The organism is Blautia sp. Marseille-P2398 (genome assembly GCF_964240315.1).
Lineage (GTDB): Bacteria > Bacillota > Clostridia > Lachnospirales > Lachnospiraceae > Blautia_A > Blautia_A wexlerae.
Genome location: NZ_CAXSTD010000012.1, coordinates 53446 through 76994 on the forward strand (window position 1 = coordinate 53446; position 23549 = coordinate 76994).

The 23549-nt window shown below is 44.4% G+C and carries 21 protein-coding genes; 3 read left to right on the forward strand and 18 right to left on the reverse strand.

Going from position 1 to position 23549, the window contains the following annotated elements:
- The first annotated feature begins 63 nt into the window (after positions 1–63).
- From ACESZG_RS13840 to arcC, 3 genes are all read left to right on the forward strand, one after another.
- The gene (locus ACESZG_RS13840; RefSeq protein WP_025581111.1) at positions 64–1374 is read left to right on the forward strand and encodes a YgeY family selenium metabolism-linked hydrolase; all 1311 of its coding nucleotides are present in this window, start codon (positions 64–66) and stop codon (positions 1372–1374) included.
- Between the two features lie 206 nt (positions 1375–1580).
- Positions 1581–2774, forward strand: coding sequence for a knotted carbamoyltransferase YgeW (gene ygeW, locus ACESZG_RS13845; RefSeq protein ID WP_008703264.1), 1194 nt, complete (start codon positions 1581–1583; stop codon positions 2772–2774).
- Between the two features lie 201 nt (positions 2775–2975).
- Complete coding sequence (gene arcC, locus ACESZG_RS13850; RefSeq protein WP_008703267.1) at positions 2976–3920, forward strand: carbamate kinase; 945 nt, start codon at positions 2976–2978, stop codon at positions 3918–3920.
- Between the two features lie 27 nt (positions 3921–3947).
- Here arcC and ACESZG_RS13855 read toward each other — a convergent pair whose 3' ends face one another.
- From ACESZG_RS13855 to ACESZG_RS13940, 18 genes are all read right to left on the reverse strand, one after another.
- Positions 3948–4148 carry a DUF6783 domain-containing protein gene (locus ACESZG_RS13855; protein ID WP_373218572.1) on the reverse strand — a complete coding sequence of 67 codons (201 nt, stop codon included), beginning with the start codon at positions 4146–4148 and terminating at the stop codon, positions 3948–3950.
- Between the two features lie 14 nt (positions 4149–4162).
- Positions 4163–4849: an NTP transferase domain-containing protein gene (locus ACESZG_RS13860; protein ID WP_368210899.1), complete on the reverse strand. Its 687-nt coding sequence runs from the start codon at positions 4847–4849 to the stop codon at positions 4163–4165.
- Positions 4850–4855: 6 nt separating this feature from the next.
- A complete protein-coding gene (yqeC, locus tag ACESZG_RS13865) occupies positions 4856–5572 on the reverse strand; it encodes a selenium cofactor biosynthesis protein YqeC (protein WP_368210898.1) in 717 nt (238 codons plus the stop codon).
- Entirely contained in the window at positions 5532–6410 is an 879-nt protein-coding gene (gene yqeB / locus ACESZG_RS13870; RefSeq protein WP_368210897.1) for a selenium-dependent molybdenum cofactor biosynthesis protein YqeB, read from the reverse strand. The genes yqeC and yqeB overlap by 41 nt, the downstream gene beginning before the upstream one ends.
- Complete coding sequence (gene xdhC, locus ACESZG_RS13875; protein ID WP_022381429.1) at positions 6407–6907, reverse strand: xanthine dehydrogenase subunit XdhC; 501 nt, start codon at positions 6905–6907, stop codon at positions 6407–6409. Before xdhC ends, yqeB begins: the two co-directional genes overlap by 4 nt.
- Positions 6904–7788: a xanthine dehydrogenase subunit XdhB gene (xdhB, locus tag ACESZG_RS13880; RefSeq protein ID WP_173705337.1), complete on the reverse strand. Its 885-nt coding sequence runs from the start codon at positions 7786–7788 to the stop codon at positions 6904–6906. The genes xdhC and xdhB overlap by 4 nt, the downstream gene beginning before the upstream one ends.
- A 15-nt stretch (positions 7789–7803) precedes the next feature.
- A complete protein-coding gene (gene xdhA, locus ACESZG_RS13885; RefSeq protein ID WP_173680888.1) occupies positions 7804–10077 on the reverse strand; it encodes a xanthine dehydrogenase subunit XdhA in 2274 nt (757 codons plus the stop codon).
- 339 nt (positions 10078–10416) lie between these two features.
- Positions 10417–10908 (reverse strand): 4Fe-4S binding protein, encoded by a 492-nt coding sequence (locus ACESZG_RS13890; RefSeq protein ID WP_062807715.1) that lies wholly within the window; start codon positions 10906–10908, stop codon positions 10417–10419.
- Between the two features lie 2 nt (positions 10909–10910).
- Complete coding sequence (gene xdh / locus ACESZG_RS13895; protein WP_022380732.1) at positions 10911–13493, reverse strand: selenium-dependent xanthine dehydrogenase; 2583 nt, start codon at positions 13491–13493, stop codon at positions 10911–10913.
- Between the two features lie 428 nt (positions 13494–13921).
- The gene (ygfK, locus tag ACESZG_RS13900) at positions 13922–16921 is read right to left on the reverse strand and encodes a putative selenate reductase subunit YgfK (protein WP_144137155.1); all 3000 of its coding nucleotides are present in this window, start codon (positions 16919–16921) and stop codon (positions 13922–13924) included.
- Between the two features lie 113 nt (positions 16922–17034).
- Positions 17035–18366: a putative aminohydrolase SsnA gene (gene ssnA / locus ACESZG_RS13905; RefSeq protein WP_008703281.1), complete on the reverse strand. Its 1332-nt coding sequence runs from the start codon at positions 18364–18366 to the stop codon at positions 17035–17037.
- A gap of 307 nt (positions 18367–18673) precedes the next feature.
- Positions 18674–19273 carry a histidine phosphatase family protein gene (locus tag ACESZG_RS13910; protein WP_329286376.1) on the reverse strand — a complete coding sequence of 200 codons (600 nt, stop codon included), beginning with the start codon at positions 19271–19273 and terminating at the stop codon, positions 18674–18676.
- Entirely contained in the window at positions 19266–19646 is a 381-nt protein-coding gene (locus tag ACESZG_RS13915; RefSeq protein WP_329286374.1) for a bifunctional adenosylcobinamide kinase/adenosylcobinamide-phosphate guanylyltransferase, read from the reverse strand. Before ACESZG_RS13915 ends, ACESZG_RS13910 begins: the two co-directional genes overlap by 8 nt.
- Before the next feature lie 10 nt (positions 19647–19656).
- Positions 19657–20433, reverse strand: a complete 777-nt coding sequence (locus ACESZG_RS13920) for an adenosylcobinamide-GDP ribazoletransferase (RefSeq protein ID WP_062807718.1) — start codon at positions 20431–20433, stop codon at positions 19657–19659.
- 45 nt (positions 20434–20478) lie between these two features.
- The gene (locus tag ACESZG_RS13925) at positions 20479–21021 is read right to left on the reverse strand and encodes a bifunctional adenosylcobinamide kinase/adenosylcobinamide-phosphate guanylyltransferase (RefSeq protein ID WP_329286370.1); all 543 of its coding nucleotides are present in this window, start codon (positions 21019–21021) and stop codon (positions 20479–20481) included.
- Positions 21021–22073 (reverse strand): nicotinate-nucleotide--dimethylbenzimidazole phosphoribosyltransferase, encoded by a 1053-nt coding sequence (cobT, locus tag ACESZG_RS13930; protein ID WP_118339418.1) that lies wholly within the window; start codon positions 22071–22073, stop codon positions 21021–21023. The genes ACESZG_RS13925 and cobT overlap by 1 nt, the downstream gene beginning before the upstream one ends.
- 24 nt (positions 22074–22097) lie before the next feature.
- Positions 22098–22514: a GtrA family protein gene (locus tag ACESZG_RS13935; protein WP_008703288.1), complete on the reverse strand. Its 417-nt coding sequence runs from the start codon at positions 22512–22514 to the stop codon at positions 22098–22100.
- Between the two features lie 13 nt (positions 22515–22527).
- Positions 22528–23463, reverse strand: a complete 936-nt coding sequence (locus ACESZG_RS13940) for a glycosyltransferase family 2 protein (RefSeq protein ID WP_368210896.1) — start codon at positions 23461–23463, stop codon at positions 22528–22530.
- Between the last annotated feature and the right edge of the window lie 86 nt (positions 23464–23549).

Genomic DNA, 23549 nt, shown 5'->3' on the forward strand with positions numbered 1-23549 from the left:
AGGGGCAAAATACCTTTTGACCCTAACATCATAATATTTTATACATATTGGGAGGGTAAAAAAATGGATTACGCAAAAATTAACGAAGCTGCAATGGGTTATAAGGATGATATGACTAAGTTCCTTCGCGATCTGGTTCGCATTCCTGGCGAAAGCTGCGGAGAAAAAGGACATATCATGAGAATCAAAGAGGAAATGGAAAAAGTCGGATTCGACAAAGTTCAGATCGATCCGATGGGCAATATCCTCGGCTACATGGGAACAGGTAAAACTCTCATTGGTTTTGACGCTCATATTGATACAGTCGGTATCGGTAATATCAAGAACTGGGAATTTGATCCATACGAAGGTTTCGAATCTGATGAAGAAATCGGCGGACGTGGAACATCTGACCAGATGGGCGGTATTGTTTCTGCAGTATACGGTGCTAAGATCATGAAAGACCTTGGTCTTTTAAACGATAAATATCAGGTACTTGTGACAGGTACTGTACAGGAAGAAGACTGTGACGGTCTCTGCTGGCAGTACATCATCCATGAAGATGGTGTTCGTCCTGAATTCGTTGTTTCCACAGAACCAACAGACGGCGGTATCTACAGAGGACAGCGTGGACGTATGGAAATCCGCGTAGATGTAAAGGGTGTTTCCTGCCATGGTTCCGCTCCGGAACGTGGTGACAATGCAATCTACAAAATGGCTGATATTCTCCAGGATATCCGCGCATTAAACGAAAACGATGCTGCTGATACCACAGAGATCAAAGGTCTTGTAAAAATGCTTGATGAGAAATACAACCCTGAATGGGAAGAAGCACGTTTCCTTGGACGTGGCACTGTTACTACTTCCGAAATCTTCTTCACATCCCCAAGCCGCTGTGCAGTAGCTGACTCCTGCTCTGTATCTCTTGACCGTCGTATGACAGCAGGCGAAACATGGGAAAGCTGCTTGGATGAGATCCGTGCTCTTCCGGCTGTACAGAAATATGGCGACGACGTAACAGTATCCATGTATGAATACAACCGTCCGTCCTATACAGACCTTGTATATCCGATCGAGTGCTACTTCCCGACATGGGTAATCCCGAAAGATCACAAAGTAACACAGGCTCTGGAAGAAGCATATAAAGGACTGTACGGCGAAGAGCGTCTCGGAAATGCTGAGACAGAAGGCATGAGAAAAGCTCGTCCGCTTACAGACAAATGGACATTCTCTACTAACGGTGTAACAATCATGGGACGTAACAGCATTCCTTGTATCGGATTCGGACCTGGTGCAGAAGCACAGGCTCATGCTCCGAACGAAAAAACATGGAAGATCGACCTTGTAAGATGCGCTGCTGTATACGCTGCTCTTCCAACTGCATACTGCAAATAATAAATAGATTTTCAAATTTTTTTAGGCGACGGATTTCCTATCATCCTAAAGGCTTAATATGTGTCCGGACAGAATCCCTGCTGTAACAGGCAGGGACACAAGATAAACAGATACAGCCGGATAACCGGTGTTCTGCCAAACGCAGAGATTCAATTATTTCATATCAGGAAAGGATAAGCTATCAAAGCATAGCAGGTATTGATTTTATGAAAACATTACAGGATTACATTGATAAATTAAACAGCTTAAACTTCAAAGAAATGTACAACAACGATTTCTTCTGGACATGGGACAAAACAGATGATGAACTGGAAGCTGTTTTCACAGTTGCTGATGCTCTCCGTTTCATGAGAGAGAACAATATCTCCACAAAAGTATTCGAGAGTGGTCTTGGAATCTCTATCTTCCGCGATAACTCCACACGTACACGTTTCTCTTTTGCTTCCGCATGTAACCTTCTTGGTCTGGAAGTACAGGATCTTGATGAAAAGAAATCTCAGATCGCTCATGGTGAAACTGTTCGCGAAACAGCAAACATGGTATCTTTCATGGCTGATGTGATCGGTATCCGTGATGATATGTACATCGGAAAAGGACATGCTTACCAGAAAGAATTCATGGAAGCTGTTACAGAAGGAAACAAAGACGGTATCCTTGAGCAGAGACCTACTCTTGTAAACCTTCAGTGCGACGTTGACCATCCGACACAGTGTATGGCAGATATGCTCCACATCATCCATGAATTCGGCGGTGTTGAGAATCTGAAAGGCAAAAAGATCGCTATGACATGGGCTTACTCTCCATCCTATGGTAAACCACTCTCCGTTCCGCAGGGCGTTATCGGTCTGATGACACGTTTCGGCATGGACGTTGTTCTTGCTCATCCGGAAGGATATGATGTAATGCCGGAAGTTGAAGAGATTGCCAAGAAGAATGCTGAGAAAAACGGCGGATCCTTCACAAAGACAAACGATATGGCTGAAGCTTTCAAAGATGCTGATATCGTATATCCAAAGAGCTGGGCTCCATTTGCAGCTATGGAAAAACGTACAGACCTTTATGCAGAAGGCGACTTCGACGGAATCGATAAATTAGAGAAAGAACTTCTTGCACAGAATGCACAGCACAAAGACTGGGCCTGCACAGAAGAACTTATGAAAACAACAAAAGACGGAAAAGCTCTTTACCTGCACTGCCTGCCGGCTGATATTACAGGTGTAAGCTGCGAAACAGGTGAGGTTGACGCTTCTGTATTCGATCGTTACAGAATCCCGTTATACAAAGAAGCAAGCTTCAAACCATACATCATCGCTGCTATGATCATGCTTTCCAAATTTGAAAATCCACAGGATATCCTGAAGAAACTTGAAGTCAAAGCAGCTCCAAGAATCCTGAAATAATCAGGCGCAGATTAACAGTTGGATTGCAGTAATATTCCAGCTGCTTTCAAACAGATATTTAATTTTGAAAGCAGTTTCAGAATTTAAATATATTGAAAAATAGTACTCATCATATTGTATAGCAGGCGGGGCTGTCGCAGAAAGCACACAATCTTTATTGCGGCGGCCCTCTTTGCCTTTAAAATCAGGAGGTTTTTACAAATGTTTACAAGAAAAAGAATCGTTATTGCGCTCGGTGGGAACGCTCTGGGAAATACTCTCCCGGAACAGATGGTAGCTGTAAAAACTACTGCAAAAGCATTATGCGATCTGATCGAAGAAGGTCATCAGGTTGTTGTTGTACATGGAAACGGGCCACAGGTTGGCATGATCAACAATGCCATGTCTGCTCTCTCCAGAGAAGATGAGAATCAGCCAAACACTCCTCTCTCTGTCTGTGTTGCCATGAGTCAGGCTTACATCGGATATGATCTGCAGAATGCTTTGAGAGAGGAACTTCGAATCAGAGGATTTGTCCGCACACCTGTCGTCACTGTTGTCACTCAGGTTCGTGTAGATCCCAATGATCCTGCTTTTGAAAATCCATCCAAGCCGATCGGCAAATTCCTGACAAAAGAGGAAGCAGACCATCAGGCCAAGGCATATGGACATATCATGAAAGAAGACGCAGGGCGTGGTTATCGTCGTGTAGTTGCATCTCCAAAGCCTGTTGAAATCGTTGAACAGGATGCGATCAACAGTCTTGTGGATGCAAATAAAATCGTTATCTGCTGCGGTGGAGGCGGAATTCCCGTTGTTCTTAACGGACATCATCTCAAAGGTGCATCAGCAGTTATTGATAAGGATTATGCAAGCTGTCTCCTGGCCAAAGAGCTGGATGCAGATATGCTTATCATTCTTACAGCAGTGGAGAAGGTTGCTGTAAACTTCGGCAAGGAAAACGAAGAATGGCTGGATGACATCACTGTAGATGACGCTAAGAAATATATTAATGAGGGACAGTTTGCTCCAGGTTCCATGCTCCCGAAAGTTCAGGCTGCCGTTGATTTTGCAAGCTCCAAAGAAGGAAGAACTGCCATGATCACTTTACTTCAGAAAGCCAAAGACGGTATCCAGGGAAAAACCGGAACCAAAATCCATCTTTAATCTGTTCAGCAGATATCTTATTATATATCAGCTGTTTAATACTGATATATATAACTGCCACATATTCAGGATATCTGCTATATAGCGAAATAATTGCGCAAAAAAGTTCCGGTGACCTTGCCCGGAACTTTTTTTGTGATGAGTGGACCAGAGTGTCTGGAAAATCATTCCTGCAATCTGCACGCCCCACTTTTCGGTATATTTTGACATACATCTTGCGGAAAGCATTTTTCAGACACGCTCTAGTGGACTGCTATAGATTCATAATAATCAATATCTTCCAGTTCCCTGCCTGCTTCTATCTCATAAATCTGCGTATCATCCAGATGTTTCATGATCACTTTTTTACCGCCTTTATCCCCTTCCAGAGAAAGCAGCTCATTGTAATATTTCCTGTCAAAAATACATGGATTTCCCATTTTCCCCTGACAGGAAACACAGGCGATTCCTTTGGAAGTGTTTAAAAACACATGGATCAGTTTACAGATTGTCTCACTGGTAAGCCAGGGCTGATCAGACACAGTAAAAAGCACTGCATCTGCATCCAGGCTGGCATTCAGACCGATTTTTACAGAGGAAGAAATTCCATCTTCCGGATGGGGATTATACAAAACCTGTATTTCCTTTGTTTTCACTGCTTCTGCAATGGCATCATATTGAGTAATAACAATAATATTACAGATTATTTTTGCTGTAATATTATTTCTGTACAGGTTATTTGACTGAACACTATCTGAATTATTATCATTATTATTATCCTCTGTAATATCTGAATATTCCGAATAGATATTTTCTATTTTCTTCTTTGTATCATCCAGTTGTTCCAGCACATGTCGATACATAGGTATTCCGTCTATTTCATATAACAGTTTATTTGCCCCAAAACGGCGGCTGTTTCCAGCCGCCAGCATGATCATTGCAATTTTCAAAATAATTTATTCCTCCAAAAGGCTTCCGTAAGCCGCTACTGTATTCTTCCTTTCCAGTTCCTCAACAATGTGCTCTGCAGGTTCTTTCTCTCTGAGTATATCTGACTTGTTCAGATACACTCTGTATACTCTTTCTTCCACATCCTTAAAAAGTCCACAGATAGAAGTCGCAATCTTTACAATATCTTCTTCAGTGATCGGAGCTTCCAGACTTTTCCTGAGAAATTCCGAGGTACGTTCCATACGGTAAGCACTCTGACTGATTGGCTGCCCCAGACAGTCCAGCCCGATCACACTGATCACAATGTCCGCACATCTGGGGATTACAGGCTCCCATTTCTCCGGGACTTTTACCGGATGATGCTTTGCTCCGTCCGCTTCCACAAGCATTACATCGCATAATTCTCTCAGTTCTTCCAGTTTTTCATCTGTCAGAGACGCATATTTACCTGTGTCCTCCTCATATTCCGCAGCAATCACATATCTTTCTTTGTCCAGAAGTTCTTTTACCCTGACTGCATCTCCGCCCCTGGCAAACGGAAGTTCAGATTCTCCTGCCATATGGGTGGTCGTGGTAATGATCACTCTCTTTCCCTTATCGATCAGTTCATCTGTAAGACGGTAGATCAGGCTGGTTTTGCCGCCGCCGCCAACTACAGCGATCACAGGGTATTTTTCATAATCAATCTGCAGCAGTTCCAGAAAATCGATCTGGTGCTTCATATGGCATCACTCCTTCTGAAAGCAGGATTTCCAATACACTGCCGGCAATACAGCGGGCCTTGTCGGAAATCGTGAAACAGTTTTTCTTTTGTTCTTTGCGCGGATCAATATCTGCAATTTTCATCCCCTTCGGCACTGTAAATCCATCTCTGATCATGCCACGCAAAACTCCTGTAAGAGAAGCCCTGACAGGTGTATCTCCGATCCAGGCAAGGACCTGATCCTTCTCCACGATATCTGCAATCTTTGAGATACAATGGATTTCCCCTGCAGCAGGAGCATGGAGCACGCGCTCTTTTCCAAATCCTCCAATGATACCCGGAACTCCTGTGTTTGGCATAGCAGCGCCTTTTGTGATGATCCTGGCAAGATTGTGGCCTCTCATAGTCTCCACTACATAATCCACATCCTCACCTGCCACAAATCCCGGTCCAAGACCAACGGTTAGATCTGCCATCTCTCTGGTGGTTCCAAGATTCTTTTTTGCAAGAATTGCATCTATCAGTGCTGCAGGTCTGTATTTCTTAAGGACAGTTCCTTCTGTGTCTGCTATAAGAGGAATCTCCCCGGCTTTCCAGACTGCCTCGCATTCCTCTACACTGTCAACTTTTCTGCAGAGAACTCCTTCCACAGAAGACTGCCCGTCGTAAACAGCCTCGCAAAAAGAAACCATTCGCCTGATCGCAGTGGGTTTCTCACATTCCAGTACCAGAAGACGATAGCCGCATCGGTATAATCTGTGGATCGTACCGCTGGCCAGATCACCGCCACCTCTTATTATTACAACATTTTCCGGTTTATTGTCAGATTTTGGGACATTTGTGTATCTGTTTGTCATCTTACTGTCTTTCCTCTTCTTGTCTCATTTTCATCCATTACTTTTTCCACCGCATTTACAATGTTCTCATAACCTGTGCAGCGGCAGAGATTTCCTGCCATATGTTTCCGAATCGCATCTCTTGATAATTTCTCTCCATGTTCCAGTAAAACAGTGGCAGACATGATAAATCCGGGAGTGCAGAAACCGCACTGTATGGCACCTTCTTCGATAAATGCCTCCTGAATCCTGGTAAGTTCTCCGTTTTTCTCCAGACCTTCCAGTGTACGGATATTTTTACCCTCCGCCCAGACTGCCAGATAAATACAGGAGTCAATAGTCTCTCCGTCTATGATTACTGTACAGGCACCACATTCTCCTACTTCACAGCCCTTTTTTACAGAAGTCAGTCCAAGGCGGTTGCGAAGCATATCAAGCAGTGACTCCCTTACATCTACATATTCTTCAACTTCTCTTCCGTTTACTGTACATCGTACAAGCTGCATCTGCTTTTTCATATGCGGTCACCTCCTGCAAGTTCTACGGTACGTCTCAAAGTCCGTGCCGCAATTTCTCCGCCGATCTGAAGACGAAATGCCCTGGATGCTCTCCAGGAATCTCTCGGATTGATTTCCTCCCGGATCAGTTGTGCTGTCTTTTCATACAGGCTTTCTTCTATCTTCATGCCCTTCAAAGCCTCTTCTGCCTTTGTGCAGCGGTACGGAACCGGAGCTGCAACTCCAAAGGTAATGCGCACATCTTCTATCACTCCTGCCTGTTGATCTACCTTGCTCACCACACTACAGCTGATCGTTGCGATATCCATGGCATTTCGCATGGAATACTTAATATAATGACCATGATACCCTTCATATTCTTTTGCAGGAATGATCACATAGGTCAGGATCTCTCCCTGCCGCAGATCCACCCTGCCGGGTCCAAGATAGAAATCTTTTACAGGTACAAGACGGCCTTCCTTTCCATCTTCCAGCCTCAGCAGTGCGTTCAGGGAAAATACGGTCGGTGCACTGTCCGCACTGACTGCTCCGTTGCAGATGTTTCCACCGATAGTACCAATATTTCGTACCTGTGGTCCTCCTACCTGATCTACAGCCTCGCCAAGAACCGGAATATATTTCCTGATAATTGCATCATTTGTTATATGTGAGAAGACAGTTCCGGCACCAATATAAATATCTCCGTTATCCGCCATTTTTACACCCTGGATTTCTTTGATCCCATGGATACTCACCAGAGAAGTTCCGGCAAATTTTCCCTCCCGGATTTTGATCAGCACATCACTTCCTCCGGAAATGATCCTGGCATCCGGATGTTCATTCAGTAATCTCACAGCATCTTTTACACTTTCAGCCTGATAATAGTTCTCAATATCGTACATAAAATCCCCTCCCCTCTAAATAAGTCCGGCCCTTATAAAGCCATCGATCAGTCTCTGTGGTGTCAGAGGATTTTCATTAAAGGCTACACCTGTTGCATGAAGTACTGCATTACGGATTGCCGGTGCACCCGGAATTGCCGGCGGTTCACCCAGTGCTTTGTTTCCGAAAGGTCCAATCGGATCATCAAGTTCCACAAAATCCGCCTTGATATCAGGAGTATCCATCATTGTCATCAGTTTATAGTCCAGCAGGGTTCCGTTCAGTGGTCTTCCTGTTTTTTCATCCAGAATGAGCTGCTCCGACAGACCGTATCCCATTCCCATAGACATACCGCCCTGTACCTGCATTTCAGCCAGTTTCGGATTAATAAGCTTACCGCTGTCATGCACATTAATGATATGAAGGATTTTGATCTTGCCAAGCTTTATATCGACTTCCACTTCAGCAAAGCAGCATCCTGTGGCAATCGTATTTTTCTTTACCTGCTCGGAAACCTCTGCTGTAATAACAGAAGAATTGCCAAGACTGTAATAACTCTCCAATGCAAGATTTCCAAGAGATATTGCAGGATCCTTTCCTGCCATGATCCACCCATGATCAAGCCTCAGTTTCCTTGTCTCTTCAGGCAACAGCTCTTTTGCATAATCCAGAATCTTTTTCTTCAGAAGATTTGCGCAGTCTTTAACAACTGTTCCTGTTACAAACGACTGTCTGGATGCATAGGCACCGGTATCAAATGGCGTTACATCAGTATCCTGGACTGTCTGGATATGAATATCACTGATATCCATATTTAAAACCTCAGCCGTCATCTGGGAAAATACCGTATCAGCGCCCTGACCGATTTCAGTAGCTCCCAGCATCAGGCCAACACTTCCATCCTGATTCAGAGTCATTCTTGCACCTGCAATTTCCAGTGAAATCGGCCATACACCTGTCTTATAGGAGAAAAGTGACATTCCGACGCCTCTGCGGATATTACCTGTCTGGTTTGTATATTCTTTTCGTTTTTCTTCCCAGTGGATATAATCTGCACCTTTTTCCAGACATTCAAAAATCCCGTTGGTGTTTGCTGCGATCGGCTTCAGATAAGCATCCTCATAATATCCTTTGATAAGATTTTTCTTTCTGAACTCCAGAGGATCCATCCCGATCTCTTTTGCAATATCATCCATAAAGCACTCAATTGCAAAACATACCTGCGGGATCCCGTATCCACGCATCGCTCCGCCTACCGGTGTATTCGTATAGACAGTATATGCCTCTCCTTTGATATTCGGACATGCATACTGTAGCCTCCAGGCAGTCAGGCCATTGGCTGCTATGGCATGTCCATGGGAGGCATATGCTCCCTGATTGGAAATAGCCAGCATATCCTTTGCCAGAAGATACCCCTCACTGTCAACACCTGCCGTCAGATCATACTCAATAGAATGACGGGTTCTGGTGTTGCAGAAAGTTTCCTCTCTGGTTATATCGAGTTTGACCGGTCTGCCGCCAACCTGCGTGGTAAGAAACGCATTTAACGGTTCATACAGCACATCCTGCTTATTTCCGAATCCTCCACCTATGTATGGCTTAATGACTCTGATCTTTCCCCATGGGATTCCAAGAGCCTGCCCGATCACACGCCGGACAATATGCGGAATCTGAGTGGAAGTCACAACTATGATCCTGCCATTTTCCATGTATGCACAGGAAATAGGATTCTCAATGTGGCAGTGCTGCACGATCGGGGTTTTATAACTGCGTTTTATAACTGTTTCGGATTCCTTCAGCCCTTCTTCCACATTTCCGATAAAGTAATTGGAACGGACAAGTACATTGTCCTTTTTATCGAGATGGATTGGCGGTTTGCTTCCATACATGGATTTACGCGGATGGATTTCTACCGGATATTCTTCATATTCAACTTCGATCAGGCGCAATGCCCTCTGGGCTGTGATTTCATCTTCTGCCACTACAGCAGCAATATCATCTCCGTAATAACGGACTCTTCCGGTAAGGATATTGCGGTCTGCAACATCCTGATGTGCCAGCTCCACAGACCAGGGATGTCCCGGCGTAGGATAACAATGATTCGGTACGTCTTTAAAAGTAACCACTTTTACTACGCCGTCCAGAGCCTCTGCTTTACTGGTATCGATTGATTTTACGATACCGTTTCCGATCTTTGCGTGATAGATTTTTGCCACCAGACAGTTGGCAGGAACCAGGTCATCAGTAAATTTTGCACGTCCTGTAACTTTGTCATAGGCATCTACTCTTGGAACACTCTTTCCAATCATGTTTTCACCTTCTCTGTATTTATTTTTGGTTATTATATAGAAGGAGCCGGACACACCCCAAGGTATCTGTCTGTTCCCCTCAGGACTTATGTCCGGCTCCGAACCATGCTACTTTCCTTCACCTTTTTTCTGACATCAGGCGAATTTACTTTTTATTTGCATAATTGTTATCTGTTTTCTGATTTAAGTATAGCATATTTGGATATGAAATTGCAATCTTTTATTCAATTTTTACGTATTATTTTCCTATTAACGAAGTTGTTTGATTGGGTTACTGTTCACTGAGAATATCCTTTGTAATGTATTACTAAGAACAAAGTGAACAGTAACCTGATTTACTTAACGTATTTCTGTCAATATTCCATGCAGGTCATGGATAACGTGTCTTGGGCATTTCACTGCGCACATACCACAGCTCAGACATATGGATTCTTCGATCACAGCACAGCTGTCTTTTACTTTTATCGCACCGGCTGTACAGGTCTTCTCGCAGATTCCACAGCCGATACAGCTGACGTCACACTGTTTCTTTGCTTCTGCACCTTTTTTCTTATTGGAACATTTTATCACAATGTAGTTTGCACACTCATGGACATGGATTACTTTCTGTGGGCAGACTTTTGCGCAGGCACCACAGCCAATGCATTTCTCCTCATCCACTTCCGCCACACCATACTCATTGATGGAAATGGCTCCGAATTTACATTTATCTATACAGGCTTTACATCCGATACATCCATCTGCACAGCCGGCCTCACCTTCGGCTGATCTGCATCCCCCATTACATGCAACTACAGCCGCGCGATATGGAAATTTCTTCTTTACTGCCATATTCAGCACTTCCTTTCATATGGTGTTCCGGTCAGAGGAAGACTGTACTGTCTTTCACCATTCCATCTGAAATATGCATCTGCAATTGCAGGTGCAGTTGGGATAGAGGTGATCTCACCGATTCCAATGGCACCACAGGCTACATTCAGTCCCGGTTTGTCAACAACGATGGCATCGATTTTCGGAATCTCATGAGAGCGGAACAGGCCAAGAGATCCATACTTGTCAATTGGTTTACAGTTCTCATCGATCGGATAATGCTCTCTCAGTGCAAATCCTATGGACATCACTACGCCGCCCTCAATCTGACCTTCGCAGGACAGTGGATTGACTGCCTTGCCCACATCATGTGCAGCAACCATTTCCTCAATCTTACCTGTTTTTTTATCCAGGATACACATCTGCGTCGCATAGCCGTAGGCTACATGGGAAACAGGATTCGGCACATTTGCGCCAAGAGGATCTGTCTTTGCAAGATATTCCCCATAATAAATTTTACCGATCACATCATCAATGGTCTTACCTGCATTGCGGTCCTCCATAACCTTATCGCAGGCTCTGCGGCAGGCTTCCCCTGTTACCAGAGTCTGTCTGGAGCCGGAAGTTGTACCTGAATCCGGTGCGAACCAGGTATTACTTCTCTCATATACAATATCTTCATGCTTCAGATCTGTATTGGTGACTACCATCTGTGTCAGGACTGTACCAAGTCCCTGGCCGATACAGGAAGCGCCGGAATAGATGTGCAGCTTTTTATCTTTCTCAAATACGAGTTTCACGCGGCCTGTATCCGGGATACCGACACCGACACCGGCATTCTTCATGGCGCAGCCGATTCCCACCGGTTTTCCTTCTTCCAGAGCAGCATCATACTTCTTCTTTACAGCTTCCAGTGTCTCCACAAGACCTGTGGAATTATCTACGATCTGACCATTCGGAAGCGTCTCACCGGGACGGATCGCATTGCGGTAACGGATTTCCCATGGAGTGATACCTACTTTGTCTGCCATCATATTCAGCAGGGTTTCTGTTGCAAAACAGGTCTGGGTTACACCAAAACCGCGAAACGCTCCGGCAGGCGGATTGTTGGTATAATAAGCAGTTCCTTCAATCTCGAAATTCTCATAATGATAGGGACCTGCCGCATGAGTACATGCACGTTCCAGCACAGGACCGCCAAGTGAGGCAAATGCACCTGTATCTGATGCTACTTTCGCTTTTACCCCCATGATATTGCCGTTCTCATCGCAGCCCATGGTCATATCCATATAAAACGGATGACGCTTCGGATGAACCAGCAGGGATTCTGCTCTGGTCAGTTTCATCTTCACCGGTTTCTTAGTAGCATAAGTGAGCAGCGCAGCCAGATGCTGTACTGTCATATCTTCCTTTCCGCCGAATCCGCCGCCTACAAGTGCATTCTGTACCTTTACTCTGTCCGTTCCAAGTAACAGGGAACACTCATGTAATGTCTGGTGTGCAGACTGATCTGTGGAATATACGAAAATATCTCCGTCCTCATCATACAAAGCCACTGCGCACTCAGGCTCAAGAAATGCATGTTCTGTCCATGGGGTTTCAAAATGATGACTGATCACATATTTGGAATTACGGATTGCTTCATCTGCATTTCCTCTGCTGATATGTTTATGTGCACAGATATTATTTTCTTCTTCATCAAATACCTTCGGTGCATCCTCTGCCGCTGCTTCCTCAATTGTACGAATATGAGGCAGCACTTCATATTTTACTTTGATCAGTTTCTTAGCTTTCTCAGCTGTTTCTCTGTCTTTTGCAGCAATAACGGCAATGGCATCTCCAAGATAATGTGTCAGACCCCCTACAGGTATCAGTGAATACTGATCATGTTTCAGATGTCCGATCTTATTCTCTCCCGGAATGTCCTCTGCTGTTAATACCGCTTCTACCCCGGAAAGTGCCTTTGCTGCTGCTGTATCGATCTCAAGTACACGTGCACGTGGATATTTACTTCTGAGTGCCACCCCATACAGCATTCCGTCAAAGTAAAAATCATCCGGATATTTGCCGGTTCCCAGTACTTTCTCCTCCACATCCACTCTGGATACTCTATGTCCTATATTCCAGTCCGGATCCAGATCATCCGGGATCACACCCGTCTTTAAAACTTTCGCAGCCAGCCTTACTGCATCCATAATTTTTACATAGCCCGTGCAGCGGCAATAGTTATTGCGCAGTGCATATTTAATCTCATCATCTGTGGGCTCTTTGTTCACGTCCAGAAGAGCCTTTGTACACATTACCATACCCGGAATACAGAATCCACACTGAACAGCACCTGCTTTTCCATAAGCGTAGGTATAGACTTCCCTCTCCCATTCAGTCAGTCCTTCTACTGTGATCACTGTCCTGCCATCCAGTAAATCTGTGTCCGGCACACATGCCTTGCATGTTTTTCCGTCAATTATAACTGTACAGGCTCCGCAGGCTCCTTCACTGCAGCCGTCCTTCACTGAAGTCAGATGAAGTTCATCCCTCAAAAAGCGCAGTAGTTTCTGATTTCCGGTCGGTTCGACCTTTTGTCCATTGACTGTAAATACTGCCATATCGGACTCTCCTTTCTTTTTCGCACGTCTGCCAATTAGGGCAGTCAGCCAGAGTTTACCTCTTTCTGTTTTTTATCTGCCTGTGATACCGCATGAATTTATTATAAAAGTAACATGCGGCCGCGATTCAGCCTGATATGCAACGCTGTCCACAGCCTTTTTCTGCTGTGGACAGAGTTAAATATTTCTTTATAAGTTATCTGATATTACAAATTTAAAATTATTTTACAGCTCTTTATTCCTGTTTTCAGACACGCTCTAGTACAGCGTTTCGTAAATAACTATACCAATCGCGTAGGATGCGGATTCGAGTGTGCTGGTATAAAAACGCAGGCGTAGCGGGCTACGCTGAGGCTTTTATACCTGTGCAATCGGATTCGCAGACAAGTGAGTGGTATAGTTATTTCGAAAACGATGTACTAGGATCATCATTTCATGATCAGATAGCTGTAATCATCGATTACTGCACAGATCAGTCTGCGAAGACCTTCGTACAACTTATCATTTGCATCATCTGCCTTGCAATCGGAAATCTGACCAAGGAGACGAACCTTGCACTCTTTTGTCTCCGGATTGATCACTGCAAATCCATCATTTGTGCTGTCTGCCATATCTGCCTCAGAAGCAAATAATGTAAATTTATCCTTGTACGGTGCACTTGCATATGGACAGAAGCTCTTGCAGTTGCCGCATTCGTTACACATATAATCTACATGGATCACCTGATTCATTGCCATTCCCGGAACTTTGATGGAGATGTTTGCTCTGTTTGGACATACATCTACACAATTCTCACAGACTTTATTACAGGTCAGACAGCGCTCACTTTCGCTCGCAGCGTCCTTGCTTTCTTTGAGTATTGCTTTTTTGGAGTAACAGTCTTTTTCTGTTCCCGGTACAGGCTGTCCTTTTACAATATCATGTCCAAGGATTGCTTTTGCAGCAACCTGTGCGTCGCGGATCGCTTCTACGATCGTAGCAGCTCCCCTTGCACCGTCACCGACAACGTAAACGCCTTCTGCACTTGTCTCCATTGTCTTATCATTGATGCGGGCTTTTCCGCGCTCATTGACCGCAATACCATTTGCTTCATAGAACTCAGTCGGAACTTTCTCGCCAACTGCAACGATCACTGTATCAGCCAAAACTTCTTCTGTTTCGCCCGTTTCTGTTACACCTGCACGTCCGGAAGCATCCATACTGCCAAGTTCCATCTTCTTACAGAGCAGTTTGCCGTTTTCCAGAGATACAGGAGAAAGAAGTTCTTTGAACTCTACGCCCTCTTCCAGTACTTCCAGTAACTCATCTTCTGCTGCTGGCATATAGCGTTTGGTTCTTCTGTATACCAGGTAAACATGTTCTACACCTTCTGTACGTTTCGCAGCTCTTGCAGTATCCATGGCAGTGTTACCGCCACCGATCACAACTACGTTTTTACCCAGCGCAACCTTACCGCCAGTTGCTTTGAAATCTCTTAAGAATTTCAGAGCATTGATGGTTTCACCCTTTTCAAGCTTCAGAGTACCCGGTTTATTTGCACCTGTTGCAACGATCACTGCGTCATAACCCTGTGCTTTTAATTCCTGTACGGATTTCACTTCTGTACCTGTTTTGATCTCCACACCCATCTTCTGGATGAAGGAAACATCTTTATCGATTGCATCATCAGAGATACGGAATCCCGGGATCACATAACGGATCACGCCGCCGGCTTTCTCTTCTTTCTCAAATACTGTTACAGAAGCACCTGCTCTTGCAAGGAAGTATGCAGAAGCAATACCTGCAGGACCTGCACCTACAACAGCTACTTTCTTACCGTCTGCTGTGCCTGCTTTGATCTCACCGATCACTGTATCATATCCGTTTTGTGCTGCGATGAGCTTAGTGTTGCGGATATTTACAGGTTCTTCATAGAAGTTACGTGTACATTTGTACATACAGTTGTGCGCACAGAGAGTACCTGTGATAAATGGAAGTGCATTTTTCTCAAGGATAACTCTTAATGCCTGTGCATAATCGCCTTCTCCTGCCAGCTTCACATAGGTTGTGATATCCTGGTGGATCGGACATCCTTCTTCGCATGGAGCAAAGAAACAGTCAAGGAGCGGAACCTCTGAATCAGTTTTTCTCTTAGGAAGCGGTTTGATGCTCTTTACATGGTGAGCATCTTTTTTCGCATCCTCGGCCAGCTGCTCAAGTGCAGCTACATCAATGCCTTTCCATTCTTTCACACCGTCAGCCATTACTTTCTCTGCCATCTGGGTAAATCTCTGATATCCGCCCGGCTTCAGAAGTGTAGTTGCCACTGTTACAGGCCATACACCACATCCGACGATACGGTCGATATTATAGTAATCAGCACCGCCTGAATAAGCGATACGGAGTTTTCCGTCAAATTCCCGGGAAAGTCTGGCTGCAAGAGAAATGGATAACGGGAAAAGAGATTTTCCGGACATATACATTTCTTCGCTTGGAAGTTCATTTCTTGTAACATCTACAGGGAATGTATTGGTGATCTTCACACCAAACGCAAGGTTCAGTTCATCTGCAAGTGCCTGCAGTCTCTTAAACATCGGAATCGCATCTTCGTACTGTAAGTCATCTTTGAAATGGAAATCACCGAATACCATATAATCATATCCCATGTCATCCATGGTCTTTCTGGCAAATTCATATCCCAGGAGAGTCGGGTTACATTTGATAAATGTGTTCAGATGTTTCTCTTTAAACAGATGATTTGCAATGCTCTCAATCTCGTTTGGAGGACATCCATGGAGAGTAGAGATTGTTGCGGAATTACAGATATCAGACGGAATCGCCTCAATATCCTCTTTTGTAACTTTTTCAAATTTATCTACATTGTCCAATAACCACTGTTTACATTCTTTAAAGATTTCAGTATCTTTTGCTTCCATCATACTGTCAATGAAAGTATTAACCTTTGGCTCTTTGATCCCTGCAAGATCATATCCAACGGAAATATTGAACTGGAATCCGTCCTGTGCACCCAGATCAAATTCTTTGGCGATCACATGCAGGATAAACCATGCTTTAATATATTCTCCCATTGCCTGAGGAACATAAAGCTCTGTAGACCATTCACAGTTATATCCTTCATCATCTGCAAGGATACATGGTCTGTTGATACAGGCTGCAAGCTCTGCACCGTCCATCTTCTGAACTGTTTTCAGCTCAAAGAAACGTGCGCCTGCATAGTAAGAAGCAACAATGTTCTGTGTTAACTGTGTATGCGGTCCTGCAGCAGGTCCGATCGGTGTTTCCAGATTTCTCTCAAATATATTCAGCTTCCTGTCAGTTTCCGCTGCATAAGCTCTGTGCTGTCCGAAAACTGTTCCTTTTGTTTTCTTTTCTTCTAATACCCAGTTCATTAACTGTTCAAAGGGCATACAGGTCATGACTTCACTCATAATCCGATCCTCCATTATTTCATACGGTATGGCTTCTCTCCATCCGTTCTATATTTTATTTACATTTATTTTTGCCAGGCAGAAAACTTATCTTTTTTACAATTCTTTACAGATTAACCATTAATATCATCTGCAAGTTCTTTTGCAGCCTGACGGCAATCTGCCATAACTTTTGCCTCGTCGCATACAAGGACTTCGCGGTCTTTCATCAGGACTTTACCGTTACATACAGTAGTCTGGACCATGCTTCCGTTTACACCGAACATCAGATGTCCGTTAATGTTGCTTTCATTCATTGGTGTCAGCGGATCATAATCGATCACGATCACGTCTGCTGCCGCACCCTCTTTCAGGACACCGAGCTGTTTCTTAAAGTATCTGTTTGCAATCTTTGCATTTCCTTCAAAAAGCATCTGTGGAACTTCTCCCCAGGCTGCGTTCGGGTCGCAGAGGCTGTGTTTGTGTAAAACATTTGCAACCTTCCAGGATTCCATCATATCATGAGTATATCCGTCTGTACCAAGACCTGTGAGGATTCCCTTCTGTACCATTCTCATAGTTGGAGGACATCCGCATGCATTACCCATGTTAGATTCCGGGTTATGTACAACCATGGTATCTGTATCTTTGATCAGATCCATCTCATGTTCATTCACATAGATACAGTGACCGAGCAAAGTCTTCGGTCCAAGGATGTTCCAGTCATGAAGACGGTCAACAATACGTTTGCCATGCTCTTTCAGACACTGATGGAGATCGTAAATGCCTTCTGCTACATGGATGTGATATCCAACACCTTCCGGTTTTAGTTCATTGCAGAGAGCCATTGTCTCATCAGAGATTGTAAAGGATGCATGCATACCCATCATTCCGGCGATCATATCACTGTCGTCTGCAAGTGCATGCTTGATAAAATTCACGTTCTCCATTACAGATTCTCTGGATTTCTCCATTCCGTCACGGTCAGAAATCTCATAGCAGAGGCAGGTACGCACACCTAAATCCTTCGCAGCTTCCTCGATCGCATTGAGGGAACCTGTAATATGGCCAAAGCTTGCATGGTGGTCAAACACTGTGGTTACACCATTCTTGATAGAATCAATGTATGTAGCATATGCAGAAAGCTTTGTCTGCTCCAGTGTCAGATGACGGTCAACTGTCCACCATAAGCCATCCAGAATATCCAGAAATCCCTGAGGATTATATCCGTTAATGCTTAAGCCTCTTGCGAAGGAGCTGTAGATATGCTCATGGGCATTAATAAATGCCGGCATGATAACCCCACCCTTCGCATCAACAAATTCAGCATCCGGATAAACTTTCTTTACCTCTTCAGTTACCCCCACCATTACTATGGTGTTACCATCCATTGCTACAGCACCATTCTCCAGGAATGGGTTGGATGCGTCCTGTGTGATCATTCTTCCATTACCAATTACCAGCATATAGTTCCTCCTTTCACTTGTCAAAAACTACCAATTCGATACTGCTTTTTACCTTTCGTTTAGGAATTATGTACTAATACTGTAACATACTTCTCCGAATAATGCAAGTAGAATTCACAAAAACTTTTTGGTTTTTCAAATTTTTTTTAGGTTTTATACTATCTCCGGTGAACAGATAAAAAAAGAACGGGGCAGTCATTGATGACAATGAACAACCTCGTTCTTTTTTTGATTTTCCTGTTTTCTGATGAAGCTGATTTTATGACAAATTTTCAGGTTTGTCAACAATTTTTGTAAGATAGGAGAGTTATCCTTTCATAATCGCAGAATTAACCCTGAGCTGTTTTCGTCCATTCTTCCAGAGATTCTCATCCAGCTCCACCTCATAGCCGCCGCCATTTCTCACATGCCACTCATAAAATGGTTTCTGTATATCTGCATACTCTTCCATGATATTCATGATCGTACCGCCATGGATGACAAGTGCCGCCTCTGCCACATGGCTGCGGATACATCCGGACACAACCCTGTCAAATCCTCTCAGGTTTCTGCTTTTAAACCCTTCCCTGCTTTCTCCTCCCGGAAAAGGCAGAGTACCGTTGCTGTCAATCCATTCCTGATAGTGCGGATTACCTTCCAGCTCTTTATAGTTCTTATTTTCAAACTCTCCGAAATCACATTCTGCCAGCTCTTCAATAATATGTACCGGCTCTCCCGGAAAAAGAATCTCTGCTGTCTGCACGCATCGTTTCAGAGGACTTACATAAACCGCCTGAACCTTTGGATAATCCATCTTATGCAGAAACTCTGTTCCCTCCTGACATAACGGCTCATCCGTTGTGCCGATATATCTGGAAAGTTTATTCCCTTCTGTTTTTCCATGTCTGATCAGCCATAACTTAATCATCTTTGATCACCGTTCCGATCCCGCAGATCACGCGCGTCACTTTATGGCTGTATGCTGCCAGCTTCGTACATACACGCCCTACAGCCTCTCTGTATTTTCTGTCAAAAGCATCCACAGGTACAACCCCGTACCCTACTTCCTGAGAGACAAGGACAATATCCGGATTCTTACAGATGATTTTTTCCGCAAGATCTGACACATCTTTTCCATTCTCCAGTTCACTGCGGATATACTGCTGAAAACCAGTCACACCCTGAGCATTCATCAGTTCCTCCTCTGTGACAGAACCGCCGTCACTCCACCTTAACTGTGGATACTGTTTCTTGGCATATTCAGTCTTTCCCTGATATGCACCGCCGATTATCATTTCCATACTCTTCTCCTCAAAAATTAGAAACCACCGCCAGGATCAATGCCATCCCAACTTCACAGATACAAAGAAAAAATCCCGAAATATCCCCGGTTGTCCCGCCAAAGTACTTCATCGCAATATGATGATAATACCAGAAAATCAGCAAAGCTCCCACAAAAGCCAGACTTCCCCATACAGGCCGGATCAAGATCATTCCCGCAGCCAGAAGCACCAGATAGACGATCAGCACATTTCTCGAGAGCACATCTGAAGAATTTCTGGAAAACTCAGCAACTGTACCGTCTGCCTTTGCTTTCGGAAAGGTAATAACTCCGATCCCTGACAGACATCTGGAAACCATAAAGCCAAGGCTCAGAATTCCGATCGCCCTCATATTCTCTGCACTGTTAAACAACTGACTGTAAGCGCCGTACCAGGCAATGAAATATACCGCCGCAGTAATAACGGCAAAAGCACCTGCATGGGAATCCTTAAGAATCTCCAGCCTTCTGCTTCTCTCCTGCCAGGAACTCAGGGCATCCGAAGTATCCAAAAGACCATCCACATGGATCCCGCCTGTCACAAATACAGGTACCAGCACCAGCACTGCTGTCACGAATCCCGGCTGATACCCAAACCGAAGTCCCAGATACGCCACCAGCATAGTCAGCCCGCCGATCACAGTTCCGATAAACGGAAAAAAACAGAACATATACTTCATATTTCCCTTTGTCCAGTCAGCGCGGGGCATGGGAATCTTAGAAAACATGGCAAATGCCACCTTAAAATTATTCCATAAAGATTTCATTGATCAATTCCTCTTTTTCATATTATGGCAATCCTGTCAAATATATTATTTGCAAAGATTGCTGCAGGTATTTGTGGATTTGTGAAAGACTGGTATCCCATATACAACTTCCACCACTTCATCAGCTCTCTGCGCAGCAGCCTGATTGATTTTTCCCAGATATTCCAGATAAGAATCCATATCTCCATCAAACACAACCGCATCTGAAAAAATCTCATTTGTAACGATCACCACATGAGCAGCCTGTTCCAGCAGATTCTCAATCCCTTTTGTAACTTCCGAAACTGTCCGGTCATGGGCTCCCTGCTCTTCAAACATTTCATTTGCCACCAGATTCGACATGCATTCCAGAAGCACCACACATCCGGCAGGCAGTTTCACATTTTTGAGCCCTGTATAGCACTCAACTGTCTCGAAACCTTTTCCTGCACGCATCTTTTGGTGTCTCTCGATCCTTTTATGGCTCTCTTCATCAAAAGGGTGCATGGTCGCTATGTAAATCCTCTGTGCATCTCCGAAAGAAAGCACCCTGTCTTCCGCAAAAGCGGATTTTCCGCTCCCGCTCCCCCCTGTCACAAGCGTCAGCATTATTTCAACTCCTCATACTGTTCCACATGGATATCATCAAAAGTACTCATAGAATGATAAACAGCTGTTGCCAGATCAAGGATCGGGAATAAAGCTACTGCTCCGGTTCCCTCGCCCAGACACATATCCGCATGAATGATTGCCTCTTTCCCCATATTCTCAAGGATCAGATGGGCAGCAGGCTCTTTTGATACATGGGATGCAAGAATATAATCCCTCGCAGCCGGGCAGATACGCATGGCGATCAGCGCAGAAACACAGGAAATAAATCCGTCCATGACTACAGGAATACCATAAACCGCACCTCCCAGAAAGACACCTGCCATTCCAGCGATATCAAGACCGCCTACCTTTGCCAGAACATCAATAGCATCCTCAGGATCTGGTTCATTTAATGCAATGGCTTTTTTGATCGCATTGATCTTGCGCATAAGTCCCTCGCTGGTCAGACCTGCGCCGCGCCCTGTCATCTCTTCCACCGGCTGTTTCAGCAACACAGAAGCAACTGCACTGCTGGTGGTTGTATTTCCGATTCCCATTTCCCCTGTTGCCAGAATCCGGTAGCCCTTATCATTCAGTTCCCTTACCATGTCAATGCCTGCTTCAAGCCCCTTTACAGCCTGTTCTCTTGTCATGGCAGGACCCTTGGTCATATTCTGTGTACCATAGGCAATTTTATGGTCTGTGCGGACTTTTGTGTCCGTCACCATCCCCATATCCACCGGAAAAATCTCCGCATGGTTCTGCTTACACATCACACCGACAGATGTGTCATATTTCAGAAAATTCTCGGCAACGATGGCAGTAACTTCCTGTCCGGTCTGTGTCACACCCTCTTCTACCACGCCATTATCCGCGCACATGGCGATCAGACCTCTCCTGGAAAGATCCACCTCTGCGTTTCCTGTAATTCCCGCGATCTGGATCAAAAGAGTCTCCAGTTTTCCAAGAGAATGCAGTGGTTTTGCAATACTGTCCCATCTTTTCTGTGCAATCTCCATGGCATTGTGATCTAATGGCTTAATCTTTGCAATAGCTTCTTCCAGAGTCATGAGTTTTCCCTCTCTTTTCCTTCATTATTTTGATTTCCCTGTTGTAAACACAAAAAATTTACTGAATACATAATTCAGTATCAACACAATAAACTGTGTCAGGAATTTCCCGATCATATCATTAAGCCCCATCACTGACACAAGCAGCCATACACCGCCAACCTCGATCACCATAGTGACCAGTCTGGCACTGACAAATTTGCAGAATGGCTGAACATGATCCTTCAATGTCTCGCATTTATCCTGAAAAACATACTTCGAATTTACCACATAGGCAAACAGGATCGCCAGGATGATTGAAATAATATTGGCGATATTCAGCTCCACCTTCAGCTTTCTGAGAATGAAAAAGCTGACCAGATTTACCATAGTGGTACATCCGCCAAAGAAAATATAGCGGATAACGGAACTTTCATACATTTTTCTGATCCATTGCTTCATAAAATATATCCTCTCAGTCCTGTATATTTCCATTCTTAATTACTTTTGAAATAATATATCTCGGTCTGCGCTTTACTTCTTCATAAATCTTGGAAATATAATATCCAATGATCCCAAGACTGATCATCATGGCGCTTCCCACCAGAAGCAGCACCATCAGCAGGGTGGTATAACCTTCCACTGCAGAACCTGTAAAATACTGCACAAGCGAATAGACCATAAGTACCAGCGAACAGATAAAACATATCGCTCCTGTGATTGTAACAAACTGCAGCGGAAAAGTAGTAAATGCCACTATATTTGTGAACGCATATTTCACCAAAGACCACGGAGACCACTTGGAAACGCCGGCCTCTCTCTCCTGCACCTCAAATTCCACGCTGGTAGTCTTATATCCCACCCAGGAAGAGGTAGCCCGAAAGAACATATTCCTCTCAGGCATAGACAGAATACTGTCCACAGCCTTCCTGTCCATCATCTTAAAATCCGAGGCATCCTTCATATTCACCTTAGTTGCCTTAGACATGATATCATAGAAAAATCCTGCACATTCTTTATGTAAAAAGCCCTCTTTTCCTCTGTCTGCCTTCACGCCCTCGATCACTTCATAGCCTTCCTGCCACAGCCTGTACATCTCAATAAGTGTCTGCGGCGGATGCTGCAGGTCACAGTCCATAACAGCCACCACATCTCCACAGGCCTGCGCAAGCCCTGCGAAAATCGCTGCTTCCTTTCCGAAATTTCTGGAAAAAAGAATGCCTGTCACATTCGCATCCCTCTCTCCTGCCTTCTGAATCTCTTCCCATGTCCGGTCGCCGGAACCATCGTTTACAACCACCAACTCATAGGGAATCTTCGCTTTTGTAAGAACTTCCGCCAGCACCCGACAGGTTTTCCCAACCATCAGCTCCTCATTATATGCCGGAAGTACCACTGATAATTTACTCATGATGTCATTCCTCATTTTGTTTCATTCATTTACAACAGACCAATTTCTCATTCACTGTCTGTTATTCCTGTAAATATTTTCTATTT

What these genes read in the sequence shown, in the direction of transcription:
- ACESZG_RS13840 (WP_025581111.1), top strand. Translation starts at nt 64, where the DNA reads ATGGATTACGCAAAAATTAACGAAGCTGCAATGGGTTATAAGGATGAT.
- ygeW (WP_008703264.1), top strand. Translation starts at nt 1,581, where the DNA reads ATGAAAACATTACAGGATTACATTGATAAATTAAACAGCTTAAACTTC.
- arcC (WP_008703267.1), top strand. Translation starts at nt 2,976, where the DNA reads ATGTTTACAAGAAAAAGAATCGTTATTGCGCTCGGTGGGAACGCTCTG.
- ACESZG_RS13855 (WP_373218572.1), bottom strand. Translation starts at nt 4,148, where the DNA reads ATGCTTTCCGCAAGATGTATGTCAAAATATACCGAAAAGTGGGGCGTG.
- yqeC (WP_368210898.1), bottom strand. Translation starts at nt 5,572, where the DNA reads ATGAAGCACCAGATCGATTTTCTGGAACTGCTGCAGATTGATTATGAA.
- yqeB (WP_368210897.1), bottom strand. Translation starts at nt 6,410, where the DNA reads ATGACAAACAGATACACAAATGTCCCAAAATCTGACAATAAACCGGAA.
- xdhC (WP_022381429.1), bottom strand. Translation starts at nt 6,907, where the DNA reads ATGAAAAAGCAGATGCAGCTTGTACGATGTACAGTAAACGGAAGAGAA.
- xdhB (WP_173705337.1), bottom strand. Translation starts at nt 7,788, where the DNA reads ATGTACGATATTGAGAACTATTATCAGGCTGAAAGTGTAAAAGATGCT.
- xdhA (WP_173680888.1), bottom strand. Translation starts at nt 10,077, where the DNA reads ATGATTGGAAAGAGTGTTCCAAGAGTAGATGCCTATGACAAAGTTACA.
- ACESZG_RS13890 (WP_062807715.1), bottom strand. Translation starts at nt 10,908, where the DNA reads ATGGCAGTAAAGAAGAAATTTCCATATCGCGCGGCTGTAGTTGCATGT.
- xdh (WP_022380732.1), bottom strand. Translation starts at nt 13,493, where the DNA reads ATGGCAGTATTTACAGTCAATGGACAAAAGGTCGAACCGACCGGAAAT.
- ygfK (WP_144137155.1), bottom strand. Translation starts at nt 16,921, where the DNA reads ATGAGTGAAGTCATGACCTGTATGCCCTTTGAACAGTTAATGAACTGG.
- ssnA (WP_008703281.1), bottom strand. Translation starts at nt 18,366, where the DNA reads ATGCTGGTAATTGGTAATGGAAGAATGATCACACAGGACGCATCCAAC.
- ACESZG_RS13910 (WP_329286376.1), bottom strand. Translation starts at nt 19,273, where the DNA reads ATGATTAAGTTATGGCTGATCAGACATGGAAAAACAGAAGGGAATAAA.
- ACESZG_RS13915 (WP_329286374.1), bottom strand. Translation starts at nt 19,646, where the DNA reads ATGGAAATGATAATCGGCGGTGCATATCAGGGAAAGACTGAATATGCC.
- ACESZG_RS13920 (WP_062807718.1), bottom strand. Translation starts at nt 20,433, where the DNA reads ATGAAATCTTTATGGAATAATTTTAAGGTGGCATTTGCCATGTTTTCT.
- ACESZG_RS13925 (WP_329286370.1), bottom strand. Translation starts at nt 21,021, where the DNA reads ATGCTGACGCTTGTGACAGGGGGGAGCGGGAGCGGAAAATCCGCTTTT.
- cobT (WP_118339418.1), bottom strand. Translation starts at nt 22,073, where the DNA reads ATGACTCTGGAAGAAGCTATTGCAAAGATTAAGCCATTAGATCACAAT.
- ACESZG_RS13935 (WP_008703288.1), bottom strand. Translation starts at nt 22,514, where the DNA reads ATGAAGCAATGGATCAGAAAAATGTATGAAAGTTCCGTTATCCGCTAT.
- ACESZG_RS13940 (WP_368210896.1), bottom strand. Translation starts at nt 23,463, where the DNA reads ATGAGTAAATTATCAGTGGTACTTCCGGCATATAATGAGGAGCTGATG.